Source organism: Paraburkholderia sp. BR10872 (assembly GCF_040965835.1).
Taxonomy (GTDB): Bacteria; Pseudomonadota; Gammaproteobacteria; order Burkholderiales; family Burkholderiaceae; genus Paraburkholderia; species Paraburkholderia nodosa_A.
This window is the reverse complement of record NZ_JBFRCN010000025.1, coordinates 41,271-61,129: the sequence shown is the minus strand read 5'-3', so window position 1 is coordinate 61,129 and position 19,859 is coordinate 41,271. Positions and strand designations below refer to the sequence as shown.

Below are 19,859 nucleotides of genomic sequence, written 5' to 3'. Positions count from 1 at the left end.
GCACTAGTCCTTTGCATGAGATGGGATCAACGGACGAAGCTCGAGTTGCGTCGCGTCGGCCGTGGCGGCGCGCGCGTGCAGCCACGTCGTGTAGCCGAGGCGCTGCTTGCGCCCCAATGCGAGACGCGGCACCTCTGCGCGCCGCAATTGCAGGTTCGCGTCCCATTCGAATGGGTCGCGCAGGTATAGACGCACCCAGTCGGCGAGCCGCGCGAGGCTCGTACCGCCCGGCAGGAAGCGCTCGTAATCGCTCAGCGAAAGCGGTCCGAGCACGACGCGGAACTTGTGCTGCCGATCGAACCCGCGGCCCCCAAGCATCGTGCCGACACCCATGAGGGCGTTTTCATCGCGCGCGCCGAGGTGTGTCAGCGCAGCTGCGGGCAGCTTCATCCAGTGCCCCACGTTCTGCACGACTTCCACTGGCAAGCCAAAAAAGCGCGACAGCACGATCCGCAAACCCGCTGCGTGGCGCGTGGGCCCCGCGAGCAGCCCCGCGAAATGCAGCTTGGCGAAATCGGGGACGCTGTCGCGGTTGCGCAGCGCCGCTTCGTTGAGCCCGAACACGGTGCCCACGTATGCGGAGAATCGATCGTTGTCGTCGCGATCGAGACTGACCACCGGCTGCGCCGTGGCCCACGCGCGATAGAACAGCGAGGCCATGCGGTGATGAAACACGTCGAGAAAGCGCGCGAAAGTCGGATCGCCCGCGTTACGCGCGCGATGACGCACGTATTCGGTCAGATGCGTGGGCATCGGGCCATTCGGGCCGAGCAGACCGAAGAAGTTCACGACGAGCTTCGGCGCGGCGTCCTGCTTGCTGGCGAAATGGCGTAACGCAGTCGGAAAGAAGATCAATTCGGGTTCCTGACCGAATCGCACCGCGTCGTCACGCGGGCGCAGCGAAGCGCCCACGCGCGGCAACCCGCTATGCGCACATTCCACCAGCCGCACGGCCTGAAAGAAGTCGAAGCGGTTCGCATCGGCAGAGAAGCGCTCGAATAGCATCACAGCGTCCGGCATTGCCCGCTCCCCGGCGCCCAGCGCATGATTTCACCGCGAGTGGTCGAGGACACGCAGGTTTCGGTAAACGAATTCATCGACACGTATTGCTCGAAAAAGCGCGCGAGCACCGCACCGAACAGAAACGCGCTCGCACCTTCGAAACCGCTCTCGTCGAGCAGCACATCGAGCGCGAGGCCGCGGCCGAACACGATCGGCCCGCGCGACGGCAAGCGGCGCGTGACTGCGCGCGAGCCGATGGAGCGCAGACCTTCGATCTGCCGAGCGGCCGCGCCGTCGCCCTCGGGCGCGTAGAGCGCGAGCAAGTCACGCATGGCGCGCGCGCCGCTCCCGTCCGCGTCGTCCACGAGCGACGCATAGTTGAGCGACAGGTGACTCAAGAGACGCCACGCCACTGCCCCTTGCGCATAGGATGGCAACGGGCGGCTCGGCCCGGCGACACAGCGCACTGCGGAAACCGGCGCTTCCAGCTCCAGAGTGAAGTCGGTTTCGCCCCGCCCGAGCGGCATCGTCAGCGTGAGGTCGCGGTTGGTGCACAGCACGCTCACGCCGAGTTGATGCAGATCGCCGGGATACGGCGCTTCGTGCGTATCCACCAGGGCGATCCAGGTTTCGCTGCCCGAATACGACGAACGCGTGCCGCGCTCCTGCTCGCGGGCGGATGGCAGACGTTTCTCGCGCCGCACCTGATAAAACGCCGTGTCGGGTTCGCCTGCGCCCAGATCGCGCATTCGGTAGAACGGCTGAAATTCGATCGGCGCACCGCCGCCCGAGCGATGGCCCGTCACGCTTTGCACGCGATAGACCTCGAAGTCGCGCGGACGCGTGCGGTCCGCCACCACATGATGTTCGAACTGCTCACCCGTCACCGCGATGCGATCGGCGCGGCGCGCAAAGAGATTGATGGCGGGCGTGCAATGCAGCGCGAAGTTTTCGTGGTCGACCCGTTGTTCGAGTGTGGTATCGCCCTTCGAAAGCAGTACCACAAGCTCGATTTCGTCGCTTTCGCAACGAGCGAAATGCGAGCGCAATCCATCGATGCCGATGAACATGAAGCGCTGGGAAAATGCGAAATACTCCTGCAGCAGCCGATAGCCGGGAAACGATTGATCGCTCACGGGCAGCAGGGCTTCTTCGTCGGAGAAGCCGAGCGGGCGCAGCGACGAAGGCGACAGCACGCCACCGGATGTCGCGATGCCAAGCGTCGAGCCGACCAGCAGTTCATAAAGTTTCGCCGCCGCGCCGTCGCTGCCGCGCAGGTAGATGGGCAGATGATCGATCGTCAGATCGCCGATGGTGCGCTCGCCGAGCGCGCGCAACTTGAGGCGCAAGCCTGCCTTCACGCCGCGCGGCACGGCGGCGACGCCGGGCAGCGCGCCGGTGTGAGTGAAAAGCCGCGCCTCCACCAGTTCGAGCGGAGACAAAGTCAGCGCGTGCGCCGTGCGGAACTCGCAGCGCGTCGCACGTTCGCCGTCGAACCGACCCTGCAGGGCCGTACCGCGTGGCACGGCAACGCCGTCCGCCAGTGCGGGGTGAGTCTTGTCGGGCTGCAGTTGCACGACCGTCATCGCGGGCGTCGGCGCGAGATAGTGCGGATACACCAGTTCGGCGAGATGCTGCGTGAAGCGCGGAAACTCTGCATCGATTTTCATCTGCACGCGCGCGGCCAGAAAGCCGAACCCTTCGAGCAAACGCTCCACATACGGATCGGCGCAGTCGAAACCTTCGAGGCCCAGCCGCCCCGCGATCTTCGGAAACGCCTTGGCGAACTCGCCACCCATCTCGCGAACGTGCTGCAATTCGCGGCTGTAGTACTGAAGGAAGTCGGGGTTCATCTGGGCGTCACCTCTTCGTACACGTTTGCCTTGCCGGCTTCCAGATCGAGTTCAGTGCGCAAATAAAGCCGCTCGGGTACAGGGTGCGCATGGAGATCGCCTTCGACGATGAACGCCAGCGCGTTGTGTGCGATATCCACCCCACCGGACTGAATGGCGCGCACGCGCAGGGTGCCGCGCACGATGCGCGGCTCGAATGCGCCGATCGCCTCGGCAATCAGCCGTTCGATCCGACTCAGTTCCACGTCCGACGCGCTCTTGCCCGTCAGCTCCGCGAAGCCGAAGTTGAGCACCGAGTCGGCCACGCACGGATAGCGCGCGATCTCCTGCGCCGACGCGATGCCCCGCGCATTGAGGAGCCAGCCGATATCGCGCATGACGCTCAAGCGCTGCGCGCGCGCCGAACTGGCCCGATGCTCGCGGACTTCGCTTGTCGCTTCGGGCGCGTGGTCAGTCAGCCGCTCCAGCAGCGACGGCTGCACGCGCTCCGCGTTTCTCGTGCGCATGATCCACTTACGCCGTTGCGCTGGCCGGAATGTTCCACTTGCACTCGACCACGCCGCCGAGCGCCGAGCCGGTGGTCGGATCCTGCTGCTGGTAGGTCACGTGGAATTTCTCGAAGTTGAGCGTCACCGTTTCGGTGAAGCGGTCTTCGCCGTCCGATCCGCCTGTCGCGTAGTTCGTGACGAGCACTTTGTCGAGGTCGATCGTGTAGTACTCCAACGGTTTGTTGCCGCCCGCCTTGCGCACGGTGAGTCTTCCGGTGGGGAAGTGCTTGCCCGTTACGCACGCGGTCATGATGGCCGGCGTTGCGTGATCCGTGTACTTGGTGATCGAAAGATCGTGCACGTCGACCTTGCCGCCGCCACCGCCCGTGCCGAGATGCATCGTGCCGGACTGATCCATGCTCCAGCTCCACGAGAGCACGTCGATTTCGTCCTTGTGAGTCTGATCCAGCGACTCGCCCGTGACCGTGCCAAGTTTCAGAAAAATATCGACTGCCATTTGGATTCCTTATTGATCAGGTTCGTACAAGTTTGAAAAACCGCCGCGGCTCAGGCCGCTTTGGTCGACGGCAGCCGGGAAACGAGCCGCAACGAGACGGTCAGGCCTTCGAGCTGATAATGCGGACGCAGGTAGAACTTCGACGTGTAGTAGCCCGGATTGCCCTCCACTTCCTCGACCACGACTTCCGCCGCCGCGAGCGGCCGGCGCGACTTGGTCTCTTCCGACGAGTTGGCCGAGTCGCCGTCCACGTACTGAAGAATCCAGTCCTGCAACCAGCGCTGCATGTCGTCCTTCTCCTTGAAGCTGCCGAGCTTGTCGCGCGCAATGCACTTGAGGTAGTGCGCGAAACGGCTGCAGGCGAACAGATAAGGCAGGCGCGCGGCGAGGTTGGCGTTCGCCGTGGCGTCCGGGTCTTCGTATTCGATCGGCTTGTTGAGCGACTGCGCGCCGATGAATGCCGCAATATCCGAATTCTTCTTGTGGACGAGCGGCATGAAACCGTTCTTCGCCAGTTCGGCTTCGCGGCGGTCGCTGATGGCGATTTCCGTCGGGCACTTCATGTCGACGCCGCCGTCGTCGGTAGGAAATGCGTGGACCGGCAGATCCTCCACCACCCCGCCCGACTCGATGCCGCGAATGCGCGAGCACCATCCCCACGTCTTGAACGAGCGATTGATGTTCACGGCCATCGCGTAGGCCGCATTGGCCCACGCGTATTTCGACGCGTCCGCGCCCGCGGTGTCTTCCTCGAAATCGAACTCCTCCACGCGGCTCGTTTTCGCACCATAGGGCGTGCGCGCGAGAAAGCGCGGCATGGCGAGGCCGATATAGCGCGAGTCTTCGGAATCGCGCAGCGAGCGCCATGCGGCGTGCTCGGGCGTCTGGAAGATCTTCGTGAGATCGCGCGGATTCGCCAGCTCCTGCCACGAGTCCATCAGCATGACGGCGGGGTCCGCGCCCGCGATGAACGGCGCGTGCGCGGCAGCGGAAATCTTGCCCATCTGCGTGAGGAAATCGACGTCGGGGCCGCTGTTGTCGAAGTAGTAGTCGGCCACCAATGCGCCGTACGGCTCACCGCCGAACTGGCCGTACTCTTCCTCGTAAAGCCGCTTGAAGAGCGGGCTCTGGTCCCACGCCACGCCCTTGTACTTGCGCAGCGAGCGGTGCAGGTCGGTCTTCGAAATGTTCATCACGCGCAGTTTGAGGCTCTCGTCGCTCTCGGTGTTGGTGACGAGATAGTGCAGCCCGCGCCACGCGCTTTCGAGCTGCTGGAACGGCTCCGCATGCAGGATGACGTTGATCTGGGCGCTCAGCTTTTCGTCGATGCGCGCGATCAACGCTTCGATGGTCGCGAGCGCATCGTCGGACACGCGGTGCGTGTCGAGCAGCGCCTGCTCCGCGAGCGTGCGCACGGCGCTTTCCACCGCTTCGCGCGCTTTCTCCGTGCGCGGGCGGAACGCCTTCTGCAAGAGCTGTTGAAACTCGCCGGATGGGCTCGCCGCGTCGGCTTCCTGCCTTTCCGGCTGCGCGAACGCGGATGGATCGAGTTGGGTGTCTGCCATCTTGGGTCCTTTATTCGGAGTCGGGCTCGCCCTGGGGGTTCGGCGCGGCGGCAAGCGCATTCATCAGCGCAGGGTCTTCGAGCAAGCGGGCGACGAGCTTTTCCGCGTCGGTCTTGCCATCCATATAGGTCAGCAGGTTCTGCAACTGGCTGCGCGTTTCGAGCAGCCTCGCGAGCGGCTCGACGTTGCGCGCGATCGCGGCGGGCTCGAAGTCGTCCATGCTCGCGAAAGTCATGTCCACGCCGATCTTGCCCTCGCCGGTCAACGTGTTGTCGACCTGCATCGCCACACGCGGCTTCATGGAGCGCAGCCGTTCGTCGAAGTTGTCGATGTCGATCTCCAGAAACTTGCGTTCCGCAACGGGCGGCAGCGCTTCCTGCGGCTGCCCCGAGAGATCGGACAGCACGCCCATCACGAAAGGCAAGTTGACCTTCCTTTCCGAGCCGTACACTTCCACGTCGTACTCGATCTGCACGCGCGGCGCCCGATTGCGCGCAATGAACTTCTGACTGCTCTCCTTGGCCATTTGACCGTTCTCCTGGTTGAACTGCGTTGCAGTGCGGCTTAGATCATTCCGCCGGTATTTCGACGGCGGCGGTACCGACCACCTGGGTAAGTTGCGCGAGTCCTTCCGGCGCGAGGTCCTTCAAAAGATCGACAAAGGACTTCTCGACGAGGCCGCGCGCCCTTTCGAGCAGCAACGGCACCGGGCTCGCAGGTTCGTGTTGCGCGTACCAGGCGCAGATCCGCTGCAGCGTGGCGGCCACGTCGGCGCGGCTGCCGATCGTGCTGGAGGATGCGTTGCCGATGGCGGCTGCTGGCGACGCGACACCGGGGTCGTCCGCTTGATGCATTTGCGCCTCGCCCGGGTGCACGCCCGTCGCGAGCAGCGACGATGCGCGCTCCAGCAACGCCTTCAACGAAGCAAAATCGAGCGATTGGGTAGCGCCTACGCGTTCGGCAAGCGTCGCTTCGATTGCGCGGACGCTGGCGTACGCGGCATCGAACGCCCTCTTCGCGCTGCGCGCGGCATCGGGCGACACGGCGATCGACGCTTCGATTGCCGTGAGGCTCATCATCGTGTGCCCTTCTGGCGCGACGGCTTCGCCATTCGCATACGACCACTCGCGCAGCGTGACCGGAGACCGGCCTTGCAGCAGCGGGCTATCCATGAGACCGGCGAGCACGCCGCCGGCCGCCGTCCACGCGGCAAGCGCGTTGATGCGGGCCGTCGCGTCGTCGCCGTCGCTGGCGTCGAGTTGCGGGTGCACGTGCTCCCAATGGCGCTCCAGCAGCGCGGCGGTCAAGACGAGGCCGTCCGCGAGACCGGTAATGCCCTCGCGAACCCAGCGCGCTCGCGCCAGATGCATCACCACGCGAAGGTCTCGCGTGCGGGCCATCAATGCGGTGCCAAGCGCATCGGCGGCTTCCCAGTCGGGCGCAACGGCGGCCACGAGCGTGTCTCCGTACTCGGCTTCGGGACGTCCGCTGACCGCTTCCTCGAGTTCGCGAAATTGCGCGTCATATTCGAGGTCCGGGCCGCACGGCTGCGCTTGCGTGAGAGGTTCGAGCCACTCGGTCCAGTCCTGATGCGTGATGAATTCGATGATCATGGCGCTTTGACTGTCTTAAATTCGCATTCCGAATTAATTGCGGTGTCTCTTTCCAGAGAGACCGTTCTATGATCTGTCTTTTTACTTATAAAAGATGTAAGTCGCGATATAGGGCGAGCTACCCGTCTCGTGCTCGACTGTGCACGGCGCGGCCGGCTTCACACCGCCCACCGTCCTGACCCGCTGCACGTAGCGCACGGTTGCGAGCATGCCCGGTGATCCGGCGGAGTGCGCCTCGAGCAGCAGTTGCGGCACGCTGCCGGGCGTCCCGCTGGGTTCCTGCGCGACGACTTTTCCCTCGATGCGGCTGCCATCGTGCGCCTGCCACGACGGGCCGGCCGAATGCTCGATCACCTCGGCGCCGTGTGCGTCGTAGAGCGTGGCGCGCGGCTGCCGGAACACCCAGTCGAGCGTGTGATCCGCACCGTACTCGCAGGCGTAGATCTGCACCCCCGCTGCGGTCGTTTTCAGGAACGGCTGTACGCTCGGCACATCGATCGATTCGGCTTGCGCGGAAGCCCCACTCATCATCGAAATCAGCCCAGCCCCAATCGCAATATGCTTCCCGCGTGAGAGGTGATTCATGGAGAAGCTCCTTTAGCCCAGCGGGTCGATCCAGTTCGATCCGCTCTTCCACAACAGCCCGGCGAGGAGAACTATTCCATTTGTTTTTTGCAGCCTGTCGCCGTGCATGGGAGGGAATATCTGGAAACGTTCAGCTGTTATGGCTGCATCCCGAATTGCACAAAGGTGAGCCATGAAAGCCCGCATGACGATTTCCAATCTTGCTGTGCCCGTCGAGCGGATCAAACCCATTGGCGGACGCTCTTCCACTGCCACCGCCGGTCATCAATTCGACCTGACGTTTCGCGCTGAGGTCAAGGCGCCCATGCTCGGCAAGCTCATGGCCGATGACATCGAATGCCCCCAACTGGAGTGGAACGAGTGCATCGAATGGTTCAGGTTCGACACCGTGACGCAGCAATGGGAGTTCGAAGGCAAAGTCGAGAGAAACATGTATGCGCACAATCGGGAGTCGAATACCTTCAGGAATTGGCACAAGTCGCGCTATACGATCGCGACCGATGTGACCAATCATCCGCCCGCTGCGCTCATGGCCATGAAGCGCGAGGAGGATGCAAAGAAGTGGATCGCGCGCAATGGCTTCAGCTGGAATCTCCACATACGGGATGTTCCCCAAATGGGCGTCCTTGGCGGGTCGGGCGGCGGGGGTGGCTTGAGCCTCGTCACCGGGGATACGCGTCGCCGCGTCATCTATTTCGATCTGGGCTTCAAGGGGCAGCGGGAGCGCGCACGGCTAGTACAGATCCTGGAGACAAAGCAGGGTCGGCTCACGATTCATCACCTGATTCGCGGCGACATCGAGAAGAAGACCGTGGATGAACTCTCGAATCTCGAGCGTTGGCGCTTTCAGTTGCGCACGAGTCACGGTTAATGCCCTTCGGGCTCCGCGTTCTTTCAGGCGTTAGCCTTCCGTGGGAGCAGTGCCGGCTTTCTTGGGGGTGGTGCGGGTAAAAACTGAATACCAGCGGTGTTCATCTTTCGTCTTCCAGTTTTTCGGAGTGGGCACGCCCTTATCGTCTTTGTCCTTCGTGTAGACATCGAGCCACGCCTGCACGAATCCCAGAAGGTGTTTCTCGTACGGACGAGATATCTCGTACACGCCGGCGTTCGGGTCGAAAAAATAGAGCGTGCCTCCCCGGCTCTTGTAAAACGCAACGGCGTGCCCGGGACCACCGGCCTCTTGCTTCAAATCGAGCACGATTGCATTGCCCTTGGGCAACTGCTCCGCGGCTCCGGCAATCGTGGCGTCGTCCAAGCGCTCGGCTACGAAACTCTCCTGGGGGCGGCTTGTGCCAACATTCTGCGCGACATGCTTTACCTTGCGCGTTTTTTCTTCTGGCGTATATCCGCCCGGATCGAGCTCGAGTTCAGCGACCAACCGGTCAGTGGTCTTGTAGCGGTTGTAAGTTTCCTGATTCTTCGCGCCCTCCAGCATGGTCGCTTCGTTGCGCGCCGCGCTCTTTCTGCCGCGTGGTTGCCCGGGTTCCTTGCCGATGAGTTTCCCCAGCGTGGAATCCGTGGGCGGGGAGATGCCGTTGCGAATGCGCGAAAGGGGATTGAGTGGATTTGAAAAATGCTTGACGGCCGAATTGCGCAGGGGACCATCAGGACGAAGCAGCCCGTTCGAGGTCGACAACTTCTCCTTGACCCAATTCAACACGACGCCCATGCACGCCCCGCCATCCATATCTGTCCCGTAGGTCTGCCTGACCTGACGATATGAATCGGCCTGAACGAATTTGTATTCGCGGTGAGCGTGCTTGTTCAGCGCGCTGAAATCCCTTGCCATGTCGAGTCCTTTCGGGCGATTGCCGACAATAGAGCAATGTGAAGCGACCTGTCTTCAATAACAGGTCACTTCCGGGATTATTCCGTGCGGGCGCGCGTGGCGGTACCTTCTGTGCGGCGCCGTGACGGCCAGCCATACTCGGCCGCCTGCCAGGCAAGCAGGCCTGGCAAATAGAACATCAGATCGCGCACGCGTCTTGCGCCCGCGAGCGCAAGGCATGTCGGCGCATCGAACCCCAGCAGTCCGCCAATCACGACGAAGCCGCCCTCCTGCACACCAAGGCCGGCGGGCACCAGAAACGCGATGCTGCTCAGCATCTGGATCAGGGCCTCGATCACGAACGCCTGCACGAAGGTCGCGTCGGTGCCGAGCACGCGCAACGCGATCCAGATTTCGAGCGCGTAACCGAGGCATTGCAGCGTCTGCCAGACGAGCACGTAGCGCACGATCACGCCGGTCTGCCGCCAGATCAGCTTGAGGGATAAATCGACGCGCGCGGACTTGCCCACGAGATCGACGACCTTGCCGCTCGTCACGCGGTTGAGCGTGCGTGCCGCGCGCTCGAACGGCCGAGCGTGCTGCACGAGTGCGAACAGCACCAGCAGCGGGATGAAGCCCGCGAGGCCCCATGCGAGCCGCCCCACGATCCGCGCGGTGTCGGAAGAGGAATGTTCGAGCAGGTAGCCGGCTGCGAGCAACGCAAAGAGCACCTGGCTGATCAGCGTGAGTTGCATGTCGGCGATGAGGCTCGCCACCGCCGTGGCCGGCCGTACGCCCGCACGGCCAAGCAGCCGGAACGAGACGAGTTCCCCGCCCACGCGCGCCACCGGCAGCAAGCCGTTGATCGATTCGCGGATCCACACGAGTTTGAGCATCGTCGCGAACGACGGCCGCTGCGCCGCGCGAATCAGGCTGCGCCAGTCCCATGCATTCGCGCACATCGGCATGATATGCACGGCCGCCGCCAGCACGAGGCCCATGCCCGCCCCGCGCAACAGTTGCAGCACCGCTGCGGGATGCTCGCGCCATACGAGCCACACGGCAATCGCAAGACCGACCAGGGCGGCGATACGTCCCATGTGCTTCATCTGCGGGTGCTCTCTAGTGGATGCTCCCGTCTCATTGTGCCCCCCATCTACTGTGACGCTCAGGTCTCGTGGACTGGCGAAAGCATGCCATTCCTGTCGACGCGAAAGCGCGTGCCGCGCCAAACGACGCCAGACGAACAAAAGCTCGCGACATAGATCGCGAACTGGACCATTTCCCAAAGGGGTAAGCATAACAGTCCGCTGGACTTGTCGCCGGTCGCGCGATCGGTCCGCCAGATCAGCCACGCGCGCGCGCACAGCGCCATGGCGGCCAATATCCACGCGGGCGCCGCGCCGCCGGACAAGGCCACGGCAAGCATGGCGAGCGCGAACGGATGCATCAGCACGGCGCCCAGATGCCCCGAGCGGTCCGCCGCGCGAACAGTGCGGCTCCAGCGCAATTCGTGCGCAAAGAGCTTGGCGAACGTATTCTCCACACACGCGTGCCGCACCAGAATGGGCGGAATGGACACTTCCGCACCGGCGCGGCGCACGGCTTCACCGATCGCATGGTCTTCGGCGAGGTGATGCGCGAATTGCGCCAGACCGCCAATGCGGTCGAGCATTTCACGCGTCATGGCGATGGACTGGCCAAAGCACGGCCGCGCGCGCCCGATGGCGAGCCCCGTGACGACGCCGGGCAAGAAATGATAGTTGGTCAAGGCCGACGCGACGCGCGGCCAGAATCCGGGCGCGCACAGGCCCCGATAAACCGCGCTCACGAGGCCGACGCCGGGTTGCTGCAGTGCCCCGACCACCTGGCGCAGATAGTTCTTGTCGACGAGCACGTCGCTATCGGCGAAGCACAGCACGTCGTGCTCAGCCTGTTCGAGCATGTTCACGAGATTCGCGATTTTGCGGTTGGGACCGTATAGGCGCGAATCGGCGACGACCGTGATGTGTGCATCGGGATAACGTGTGCGTAGCCGCTCGATCGCATTGAGCGCTTCGTCACGCGCGTCGTGAACACCGAACAGATACTGGACTTCTCCAGGATAGTCCTGCTCGAAAAAGCTGGCAAGGTGCTCCTCGAGGTGCCATTCGTCGCCGTGCAGCGGCTTGGCGAGCGTGATGGCCGGGAAGTGCTGCGGCGTCGCCACCTCGCGCGCGAAGAAACGACCGACCAGCGCGCTCGCCGTGCAGGTATAGATAATGCCGACCACGGCGCAAAGACCGCTTAGGACCGCGAGCGATTGGAAGAGCAGGTGCGAAAAGCCGGGCAATTCGGCACGCATGACTTCGATTGCAGCAGAAGCGACCGCAAGCACCGTCACGGCCATCGCAACGATGGCGCCGGTTCGCCCCGTCGCATGCGCGCGGTCCATCATGCCTCGTGTGCGCGCAGGAAGCGGAAGAACTCCACGCCTTCGCGCAGACGCCGCTTCATCATGTCCCAGCTCGTGAGCATCTCGCGCACGATCTCCCAGATCTTCGACGGCCGGAAATAGAACTGGCGATAGAACTGTTCGAGGTGGTGATAGATCTCGTCGCGCGACAGATGTGAATAGCCGATCGCCGCCAGTTGCACGCCTTCCTTGCTCACCAGGTTGATGGTCTTGTTCTCTTCCATCCAGCCGTTTTCCACGGCCTGCTTGTACAGCGTCGTGCCCGGATAGGGCGCCGCCAGCGACACCTGAATCGTATGCGGATTGATTTCCTTCGCGTACTCGATCGTCTTCTTGATCGTGTCCTGCGTCTCGCCCGGCAGCCCCAGAATGAAGGTGCCGTGCACCTTGATGCCGAGCGTCTTGCAGTCGGCGCTGAAGCGGCGCGCGAAGTCCGTGCGCACGCCCTTCTTGATGTTCACGAGAATCTGGTCATCGCCCGATTCGAAGCCCACGAGCAACAGACGCAGGCCGTTTTCCTTCATGATCTTGAGCGTCTTGTACGGCACGTTCGCCTTCGCGTTGCACGACCACGTCATGCCGAGCTTGCCCAGACCGATGGCGATCGCTTCGGCGCGCGGCAGGTCGTCGGTGAAGGTGTCGTCGTCGAACATGAGCTCCTTGACTTCCGGCATGTTCTCGCGGATCCACTTCGCTTCCTCGAGCACGTTCTCGACCGAACGTGTGCGGTAGACGTGGCCGCTCACGGTCTGCGGCCACAGGCAGAACGTGCAGCGCGACTTGCAGCCCCGGCCCGTGTAGATCGACACGTACGGGTAGTTCAGGTAGCCGATGAAGTAATTCTCGATCTTCAGGTCGCGCTTGTAGATCGGCGCGACGAACGGCAGCGAGTCCATGTCTTCCAGCACCGGACGCCCCGGGTTGTGCTCGATCGAGCCGTCCTTCGCGCGCCACGAAATGCCCTTGACCTCGGCCAGCGGCATGCCTTCGGCGATTTCCTTGCAGGTGAAGTCGAATTCCTCGCGGCAGACGAAATCGATCGCCTCGCTCGCCGTGAGCGAATTGTGCGGATCGACCTGCACCTTCGCGCCCACCAGACCGATGACGATCGACGGCTTGCGCTTCTTGAGGTCTTCGCAGAAGAGCGCGTCGGTCGGGAACGACGGCGTGCTCGTGTGGATGATGACGAGGTCGTATGCGGCTGCAATCTTCAGCGTTTCTTCGACACCCAGGCCGTCGGCCGGCGCGTCGAGCACGCGGCTGTCGGGCACGAGGGCCGCGGGCTGCGCGAGCCAGGTGGGATACCAGAACGAGCGGATCTCGCGCTTTGCCTGGTAGCGCGAGCCCGCGCCACCGTCGAAGCCGTCATACGACGGGGCCTGCAGAAACAGCGTTTTCATATTCCTTGATTGTCCGCGCAGTATGGTGAAACCCGGTTGGCCATCTTCGATCCAGCGCCGCGCAATTCCCTCGAAATGCATTACGCAAAACCTTCGATTGCCATTCCGGTTCGCATGTTTGTTATCGAAATGAAGGACTAAGCGCCACGGGTCAACCCTAGGATATTAAGCCGAAAATCTGATGCTGACCTTAAGCGCTTTCCCTTCTTCCAACGTATTGAAACATGCCAAACCTCCAGTGTGACGCATTGATATGACAGTTTTCATCGCCCCGCACCGATTGATGTCGGTTGTGATGACAATCGATTACAAGCGATGCGCAAACCCGGCCTCTGGCAGCCGGAAATCGCTCCAATCGGCCCGACCAACGCAAGTCATGTGCCATTTCGTGCAAGCGCCTTGCGTATTCCTCGGAAGGATTGACCCGCAAGGTTTCATCTGCTTTGCATCGCCTCCGCCATATCGGACAAGTTTTCGCTGATCACCGACATCACGTAAAAACGCCTCACACAATCGGGTTACGATGCAGCAAACGGCGCGACTGCGGGTCCCCGCCGCGATTATGCGAGCGGTTTGGCGCAGCCAACGCTGCCCGGCAGGTCTGGACGACTGTCCGGGATTTCATGCAGACCAGGCACCCGTGGTGCGCTGCCTGCTCAACCAAGCGCCACCGCGAGCCGTCATTGTCCATGCGTATCCTCTTCGTCATCGGCAACCTGGGCGACTATCACGTCCCTCGCTACGAGGCACTCGTCAGCGCGGCCTCCAGTCGCGGCCACCAGGTGGCGCTGCTCGAGGTCTTTGCGCGCTCGGGCGTCTACGGCTTTCCTCAGGAACGCCGCGCGGCATTCTTCGCGAACCGCCCGCGCATGGCGGAAACGCTGGTCGAGAACGGCGCCGACAGCGACGGTCTCGGCGCGCGCGACACCGCGCGCCTGATTGCGAAGGTGCGCAACTTCGAGCCCGACGTGGTCATCACGCTCGGCTACAACACCGGCTATTCGGCGGTGCTCTGTTTCCTCAGACATCTCACGCGCCGCTTCAAGCTCATCTACATGTCGGATTCGAAGGCCGACGACGGACTGCGCCAGCGCACCAAGGAGCGGCTCAAGCGCTTTATCGTGAGCCGCTTCGACGGGGCGCTCGTCGCGGGCGAGAAGCATCGCCGTTACGCGCAATCGCTTGGCATACCGAAGGAGCGTTCCCGCATTGGTTTCGATGTGATCGACGTCGACTATTTTTCGGATCTCGCGCAGGCCGCGAGCGTCAACCCCGAGGCCGTGCGATCGCGCTTCGGCCTGCCGCAGCGCTATGTGCTGTGCGTAAGCCGCTTCGTCGCGCGCAAGAACGTCGACGTGCTGATCGACGCCTACCGCAAATCCGGGGTGTACAACGAAAATATCGGCCTCGTTCTGGTGGGTCAGGGTCCGCTCGAAGCGCAGCTGCGCGCGCGCATCGATTCGCTCGGCCTGACGTCTCATGTGACGATACTCAACTCACTCGCCAACCAGGAAATGCCGAATCTCTACGCGCTCGCGGAATTCGTCGTCCTCGCGAGCGAATTCGATCAATGGGGCCTGTGCGTGAACGAAGCGTTCGCGGCCGGGTGCCCTGCCATCGTCACGCGCACATGCGGCGTAGCTGGCGAAGTGGTGATCGACGGCGTGAACGGTTTCGTGGTCGAACCGCGCGACGTCTCGACACTAGCGCAGCGTATCGGCGAGCTGGGCGGCGAGCCCGCGCTGCGCGAACGTTTCGCTGCCGGCGCGCAAAGCACGATCCGGCGCTGGACCCCGTTGCTCTTCGCCTCGAGCGCGCTGGAACTTGCCGAGGTCACGACCCGTCGCGCAAGCGATCCCGCGCGGCACGAACTCGTGTAGCGTGCGATATCGCTCGCCACACGACGCCCCCGCCGTCTATAGATTGGGGGCGAACACGCGCCCGGGCGCAATTTTCCGTTTAAGCGTACGCATCAGCAAATACACCGTGCCGTGGCGCTCGACGCCCAGCCGCTGCGTGAGCGTCGCGCCGAATCCGTTGAGGAAGTTGAATGTCGACGGGCTCGAAAAGCCGTCGAAGTCGAACGTGAGCCTGCGCTCCAGCGCGCGGCCAATGCCGCTCCACAGCAGCAGGCTGATCGAGCCGCTATGCGCGTCCTGCGCGCGCGATGACAACAGGTAATACATTGCCTGATGGTCCCAGACGAGGCCGACCGCCGCCACGAGCTTCCCGCCTTGCCCATAGGCGCCGAGCAGCATCCCGGCCTTGCGCTCGACGAACGCGTTGACGAGGTCGCGCATGACCGCATCCCCATAAGCGTTGGTACGCGAACGCGCCGCGAGATTCGCGTCGTAGAACGCGATGAACTCGGCGGGCTCGATATCCGGCACGACGGTCAATTCACGGGAGGCGCTGCGGATCACGTTGCGTGTCTTGCTGTTCAGACGCTTCCATGCTTCGTCGGCCGACGTGTTCCGGTCGATGCGAAACGTGTAGCGCGCCGTCACCGTAAAGCCATGCAGCGCGAACGCGAGGGCGTCGTCGATGCGCGGGTCGAGCACCTGAAAAAAGCTGTCGCAGTCGGGCAATTGCTCGATCAGCTGGCCGGTGACGTCGAGTTCATGATGCAGTTGGCGAGCCTCGCTGCCCGTCACGGACTTGATGACCGGCCCGAGCGTTCGCGTGAGCGGCGGCAGGTGCGAGACACGCCACAGTCGCGTGCGTTGCATCGCGTACGGCATCTCGCCAATGACCTCGTCGTCCTGCTTCACCACCGCAAGCTTCCAGTCGCCTTGCGTGGCGATGTCGAGCCACCAGCGCTCATGAAAGATCGAAGGCGCCGCGCGTACCGGCACCGGCGTAACAGTAGCAGCCGGTGCCTCGAAAACGGGCAACGTCCGGTCGTTTATGGTCGTCATCGATCACCGGTATATTCTGACTGCAAGCGCCGCGGGATCACACATGCGCTCCACCTCCCCCAGCACCCACGCTCCTCAATGACTTCTCGTCGACGTGGCAACGGCATGTACTCAATGTGACAGTTCACGTGGCGGGTGGTTTTGTCCCTTCCGGGTCCTGCAAGACATGCGAGACCACGCTTCGGGCGCTCCTGTTTTCGTTCCGGCGTCACCTGCTCGCGCCGCCATGGATTGCGACGCTCCATGGCGGCGAACTGCCATTTCGTACGTCGCCTTCAGTCTACGAATAGCCACCTGCCTATTTACGCCAAAACCAAGACGCATGCGGATAGGTTATCCCCCTGGTCAATTTTCGTCCGATCATAATGTTCGATTTCGCAATGCAGCAATGCACGAACCTGGTAAACGTTTGCACACCGATTGCTCAACGAGAACGATTCGCGATCAGGTAATTTAGTTAGGAATGCGTTCGACTAGATCCGTTCGACTAGATCAATACCCGCCGTCATCGCTCAAGCCAATGGTTGCGTCGACATCGCTCGCGTGAGCCCGTGCATGGGGCGGCGCACCGCCACATCGAACGGGTTCGTTTGCGGCCCGATGATTTCGGCCTGCCGCTTGAGCAGTTCTACGATCGTCGGCAACCGGTCTTCCGTGAGACGAGCAGCCAGCGTGCCCACGCTCAATGCGCCCACGGCACAGCCGTTCTGGTCCAGAATCGGCACAGCCACGCCCGCCATGCCCTCGAGCACGCCGGTGTTGCGCCCCGCGTAGCCGAGCTTGCGCACGCGCTCGATCTCCGTGCGCAAATACACCTCGTCCAGCACGCCGTAACTGCGCAAGCGCGGCACGTTGAACCGAATGATTTCTTCCCGCTCGGCCTCGGGCTGGAACGCGAGAATGGCGAGACTGCCCTGGCCCACGCCCAGCGCTACGCGCCCGCCGATATCGCCCGTGAACGAGCGGATCGGAAACGGGCCTTCGCACATGTCGAGGCACACCGCGTCGAAGCTACTCTTCACGAGCAGGAAAATGGTGTCGCCAAGGCTTGCGCACAGGCGCAGCAATGCAGGCCGGCATAGCGTGCGCATTCCGCTGGGATTACCCGCCTGCGCCGCGAGCGCAAAAAAATCCACGCTCAGCCGATAGCGCCTCGTGCCTTCGTCCTGCTCGACCACGCCTTCGGCGATCAGCCCCTGCAACAGTCGATGCACAGTAGCCTGGGTCAGGCCCACGGCCTTGGCGAGCGCGGTCACGCGACTGCCTTCCGCCTGACTTGCCCCCAGCGCGCGGATCACCGCAAATGCGCGCTGCAACACGCCCGCGCCGCGTGCGTCGTCGGCCGGCGTTCCACTTTTCTCTTCCCCTGACGTCATAACGATCTCGGTTGATTCCATAGAGCGGAATATCCGCCAAAAGCTGGCTGAATTGGCGCGCGGCCCAACAGATTGGACCACCAAACGTCATCGTGCTTGCATCCGGGCCTGTTCAGGGATTTCCCGAAGTTCACCGGACGAAACGATAGGCCAGCAAGCCGCATCCACATTCCATCAAACGGAATATAAGTCAGATTCCTATCGCTCGATGGAATTTTAAATTGACGACTAAAAATTTGGCTAGCTACAGTCGGTTCAACGCCCTGCACCTTGATTCGCCCAGCGGGTGCCGGCGCAACCCAAGCACTGGAAGGCCACACCATGTCGTTCCTCACCCTGACCGATGTATCGAAATCGTTCGGCGACCTGCAGGCGGTCGCGGGCGTCAATTTGTCGGTGGAAAGAGGCGAGTTCGTCTCACTGCTCGGCCCCTCGGGCTGCGGAAAGACCACGACGCTGCAGATGATCGCCGGCTTCGTGGAAACCACACGCGGGCGCATCACGCTCGACGGGCGTGATATCACGCAGATGCCGCCGAACAGGCGCGGCCTCGGCATCGTATTCCAGAGCTATGCGCTCTTTCCGCACATGAGCGTGGAGCAGAACGTGAGCTTCGGCCTCGAAATGCGCGGTGTGGATAAAGCCGAGCGTCGGGACCGCACTCGCGAGGCGCTCGCGCTCGTGCGCCTCGACGCCTACGCGCAGCGTTTTCCGCGCGAGCTTTCGGGCGGCCAGCGCCAGCGCGTGGCAATTGCGCGCGCCATTGTGATCGCGCCGCCCGTGCTGCTGCTCGACGAGCCGATGTCCAATCTCGACGCCAAACTGCGCGAAGACATGCAGTTCGAACTGCGCGCCATTCAGCGCAAGATCGGCACGACCACGCTGATGGTCACGCACGATCAGTCGGAAGCACTGTCGATCAGCGACCGCGTGGTCGTGATGGAAAGCGGCCGCATCACCCAGGTCGACACGCCTTATCGCGCGTACGAGCGGCCCGAAAACGACTTCGTCTCGCAGTTCATCGGCAAGGCCAACATGCTCGCGGGCCGCATCGTCGCGCGCGAAGGCGATACGATCCGCGTGGATCTCGGCCACGATCTCGCCGAAACGGGCTCGACGGCGCAACTCCCCGAACGCGGCCGCGCGGTGGGTGTCGGCGACGCGATCACGCTGTGCATCCGCCCCGAAAAGCTCAAGCTCTGCGCGAGCGGTTCGGGCCGGCTCGCCGGGCGCGTGACGAGCCGCTTCTTCCTCGGCAGCCAGTGGCTCTACCGGCTCGACAGCCGCGCGGGCGAAATGCTCGTGTGCTGCCAGAACGAGGGCAACGAGCCGCTTGCCGAAGGCGACCAGGTGGGCATCGACTGGCATAGCGACGCGATCCGCTTCATCCATCGGGAGGCCGCCCGTGTCTAGCACGCTCCGCGCTTCGCAGCCAGCCCCGCACGCCACGGTGCGCGCGGGCTGGCAGGCTTACGTGCCGCTCTGGCTCATGAGCGCGCCCGCGCTGCTGCTGTTCTCCGCGCTCGTGCTCGTGCCGCTCGCGATGACCTTCGCGCTCACGTTCTACCGCTTCGATCCGATGAGCGGCCCCATCGCCGCATTCGATCTGCAGAACTACGTAGAAGTGCTGGGCTCGTCGTACTTTCACACGATCTTCCTGCGCACCTTCGGCATTGCCGCGCTCACCACGCTGCTGTGCGTCGTGATCGGCACGCCGGAGGCGTACATCCTCTCGCGCATGCGCGACCCGTGGCGCTCGCTCTTCCTGCTCGTGATCCTCGCGCCGCTGCTGGTTTCCGTGGTGGTGCGCGCGTTCGGCTGGAGCATGCTGCTCAACATGAACGGTCTCGTGAACCAGTTCTTCGCTCTGTTCGGCGCGGGCCCCTTCAAGCTCGAATACACGACCTTCGCGATCGTCATTGCGCTCGTGCACGTGATGCTGCCGTTCATGGTGATTCCGGTGTGGACCGCGCTGCAAAGGCTCGATCCGCAAACCGGGAACGCGGCGCTGTCGCTGATGGCGTCGCCTTTCACCACCCTGCGCCGCATCGTGCTGCCGCAACTCATGCCGGGCATTCTCTCGGGCAGCCTCATGGTGTTCGGCCTGTCGGCGAGCGCCTTCGCGATTCCTGGTCTGCTGGGCGGCCGGCGCCTCAAGGTGGCGGCCACCGCCGTGTACGACCAGTTCCTCAGCTCGATGAACTGGCCGCTCGGCGCGACCATCGCCGTGCTGCTGCTCGTCGCCAATCTCGTGGTGATGCTCACCTACTACCGCGTGCTCGAACGGCGCTACGCGCGCAGCATGGGCTAAGGCCCCAG

The 19,859-nt window shown here is 63.1% G+C and carries 18 protein-coding genes; 4 read left to right on the top strand and 14 right to left on the bottom strand.

The annotated features are described in order from the left end of the window. Positions 1 to 3: 3 nt before the first annotated feature. The 8 genes from tssG to AB4Y43_RS20290 all read right to left on the bottom strand — a co-directional run bounded on the left by tssG (position 4) and on the right by AB4Y43_RS20290 (position 7,623). Entirely contained in the window at positions 4 to 1,020 is a 1,017-nt protein-coding gene (tssG, locus tag AB4Y43_RS20325) for a type VI secretion system baseplate subunit TssG (RefSeq protein ID WP_368728620.1), read from the bottom strand. Next, on the bottom strand, positions 1,005 to 2,855 hold the full coding sequence (gene tssF, locus AB4Y43_RS20320; protein ID WP_368728619.1) for a type VI secretion system baseplate subunit TssF: 1,851 nt from the start codon (positions 2,853 to 2,855) through the stop codon (positions 1,005 to 1,007). The genes tssG and tssF overlap by 16 nt, the downstream gene beginning before the upstream one ends. After that, a complete protein-coding gene (gene tssE, locus AB4Y43_RS20315) occupies positions 2,852 to 3,361 on the bottom strand; it encodes a type VI secretion system baseplate subunit TssE (protein WP_368728618.1) in 510 nt (169 codons plus the stop codon). Before tssE ends, tssF begins: the two co-directional genes overlap by 4 nt. A 7-nt stretch (positions 3,362 to 3,368) precedes the next feature. Further along, positions 3,369 to 3,860: an Hcp family type VI secretion system effector gene (locus AB4Y43_RS20310; protein ID WP_368606370.1), complete on the bottom strand. Its 492-nt coding sequence runs from the start codon at positions 3,858 to 3,860 to the stop codon at positions 3,369 to 3,371. A gap of 50 nt (positions 3,861 to 3,910) precedes the next feature. Then, positions 3,911 to 5,425, bottom strand: coding sequence for a type VI secretion system contractile sheath large subunit (gene tssC / locus AB4Y43_RS20305; protein WP_368728617.1), 1,515 nt, complete (start codon positions 5,423 to 5,425; stop codon positions 3,911 to 3,913). 10 nt (positions 5,426 to 5,435) lie between these two features. Continuing rightward, positions 5,436 to 5,951, bottom strand: coding sequence for a type VI secretion system contractile sheath small subunit (tssB, locus tag AB4Y43_RS20300; RefSeq protein WP_069268862.1), 516 nt, complete (start codon positions 5,949 to 5,951; stop codon positions 5,436 to 5,438). 43 nt (positions 5,952 to 5,994) lie between these two features. Beyond that, on the bottom strand, positions 5,995 to 7,038 hold the full coding sequence (gene tssA, locus AB4Y43_RS20295) for a type VI secretion system protein TssA (protein ID WP_368728616.1): 1,044 nt from the start codon (positions 7,036 to 7,038) through the stop codon (positions 5,995 to 5,997). Between the two features lie 81 nt (positions 7,039 to 7,119). Next, positions 7,120 to 7,623 carry a DUF3455 domain-containing protein gene (locus AB4Y43_RS20290; protein WP_368728615.1) on the bottom strand — a complete coding sequence of 168 codons (504 nt, stop codon included), beginning with the start codon at positions 7,621 to 7,623 and terminating at the stop codon, positions 7,120 to 7,122. A gap of 184 nt (positions 7,624 to 7,807) precedes the next feature. On the opposite strand from AB4Y43_RS20290, the gene AB4Y43_RS20285 reads away from it, so the two are divergent. Further along, on the top strand, positions 7,808 to 8,494 hold the full coding sequence (locus tag AB4Y43_RS20285; RefSeq protein ID WP_069268859.1) for a hypothetical protein: 687 nt from the start codon (positions 7,808 to 7,810) through the stop codon (positions 8,492 to 8,494). 30 nt (positions 8,495 to 8,524) lie between these two features. Here AB4Y43_RS20285 and AB4Y43_RS20280 read toward each other — a convergent pair whose 3' ends face one another. The 4 genes from AB4Y43_RS20280 to hpnJ form a co-directional block, all read right to left on the bottom strand. Beyond that, positions 8,525 to 9,412: a YopT-type cysteine protease domain-containing protein gene (locus AB4Y43_RS20280; protein WP_368617297.1), complete on the bottom strand. Its 888-nt coding sequence runs from the start codon at positions 9,410 to 9,412 to the stop codon at positions 8,525 to 8,527. Positions 9,413 to 9,489: 77 nt separating this feature from the next. Then, positions 9,490 to 10,500, bottom strand: coding sequence for a lysylphosphatidylglycerol synthase domain-containing protein (locus AB4Y43_RS20275; RefSeq protein ID WP_069268857.1), 1,011 nt, complete (start codon positions 10,498 to 10,500; stop codon positions 9,490 to 9,492). Between the two features lie 59 nt (positions 10,501 to 10,559). Continuing rightward, positions 10,560 to 11,735, bottom strand: a complete 1,176-nt coding sequence (gene hpnI / locus AB4Y43_RS20270) for a bacteriohopanetetrol glucosamine biosynthesis glycosyltransferase HpnI (RefSeq protein WP_368728648.1) — start codon at positions 11,733 to 11,735, stop codon at positions 10,560 to 10,562. Between the two features lie 89 nt (positions 11,736 to 11,824). Continuing rightward, complete coding sequence (gene hpnJ, locus AB4Y43_RS20265; RefSeq protein WP_342945568.1) at positions 11,825 to 13,246, bottom strand: hopanoid biosynthesis associated radical SAM protein HpnJ; 1,422 nt, start codon at positions 13,244 to 13,246, stop codon at positions 11,825 to 11,827. Between the two features lie 689 nt (positions 13,247 to 13,935). Here hpnJ and AB4Y43_RS20260 point away from each other — a divergent pair. After that, positions 13,936 to 15,126, top strand: coding sequence for a glycosyltransferase family 4 protein (locus AB4Y43_RS20260; RefSeq protein ID WP_069269081.1), 1,191 nt, complete (start codon positions 13,936 to 13,938; stop codon positions 15,124 to 15,126). Between the two features lie 36 nt (positions 15,127 to 15,162). Here the strand turns inward: AB4Y43_RS20260 and AB4Y43_RS20255 are convergent, their stop codons facing one another. Further along, positions 15,163 to 16,164: a GNAT family N-acetyltransferase gene (locus AB4Y43_RS20255; RefSeq protein ID WP_083245690.1), complete on the bottom strand. Its 1,002-nt coding sequence runs from the start codon at positions 16,162 to 16,164 to the stop codon at positions 15,163 to 15,165. 512 nt (positions 16,165 to 16,676) lie between these two features. Next, on the bottom strand, positions 16,677 to 17,540 hold the full coding sequence (locus tag AB4Y43_RS20250; RefSeq protein WP_069269080.1) for an IclR family transcriptional regulator: 864 nt from the start codon (positions 17,538 to 17,540) through the stop codon (positions 16,677 to 16,679). A 321-nt stretch (positions 17,541 to 17,861) separates the two neighbouring features. Here AB4Y43_RS20250 and AB4Y43_RS20245 point away from each other — a divergent pair, with 321 nt between their 5' ends. Then, positions 17,862 to 18,953: an ABC transporter ATP-binding protein gene (locus AB4Y43_RS20245; protein WP_368610428.1), complete on the top strand. Its 1,092-nt coding sequence runs from the start codon at positions 17,862 to 17,864 to the stop codon at positions 18,951 to 18,953. Then, a complete protein-coding gene (locus AB4Y43_RS20240; protein ID WP_368606595.1) occupies positions 18,946 to 19,851 on the top strand; it encodes an ABC transporter permease in 906 nt (301 codons plus the stop codon). The genes AB4Y43_RS20245 and AB4Y43_RS20240 overlap by 8 nt, the downstream gene beginning before the upstream one ends. Positions 19,852 to 19,859: the final 8 nt, after the last annotated feature.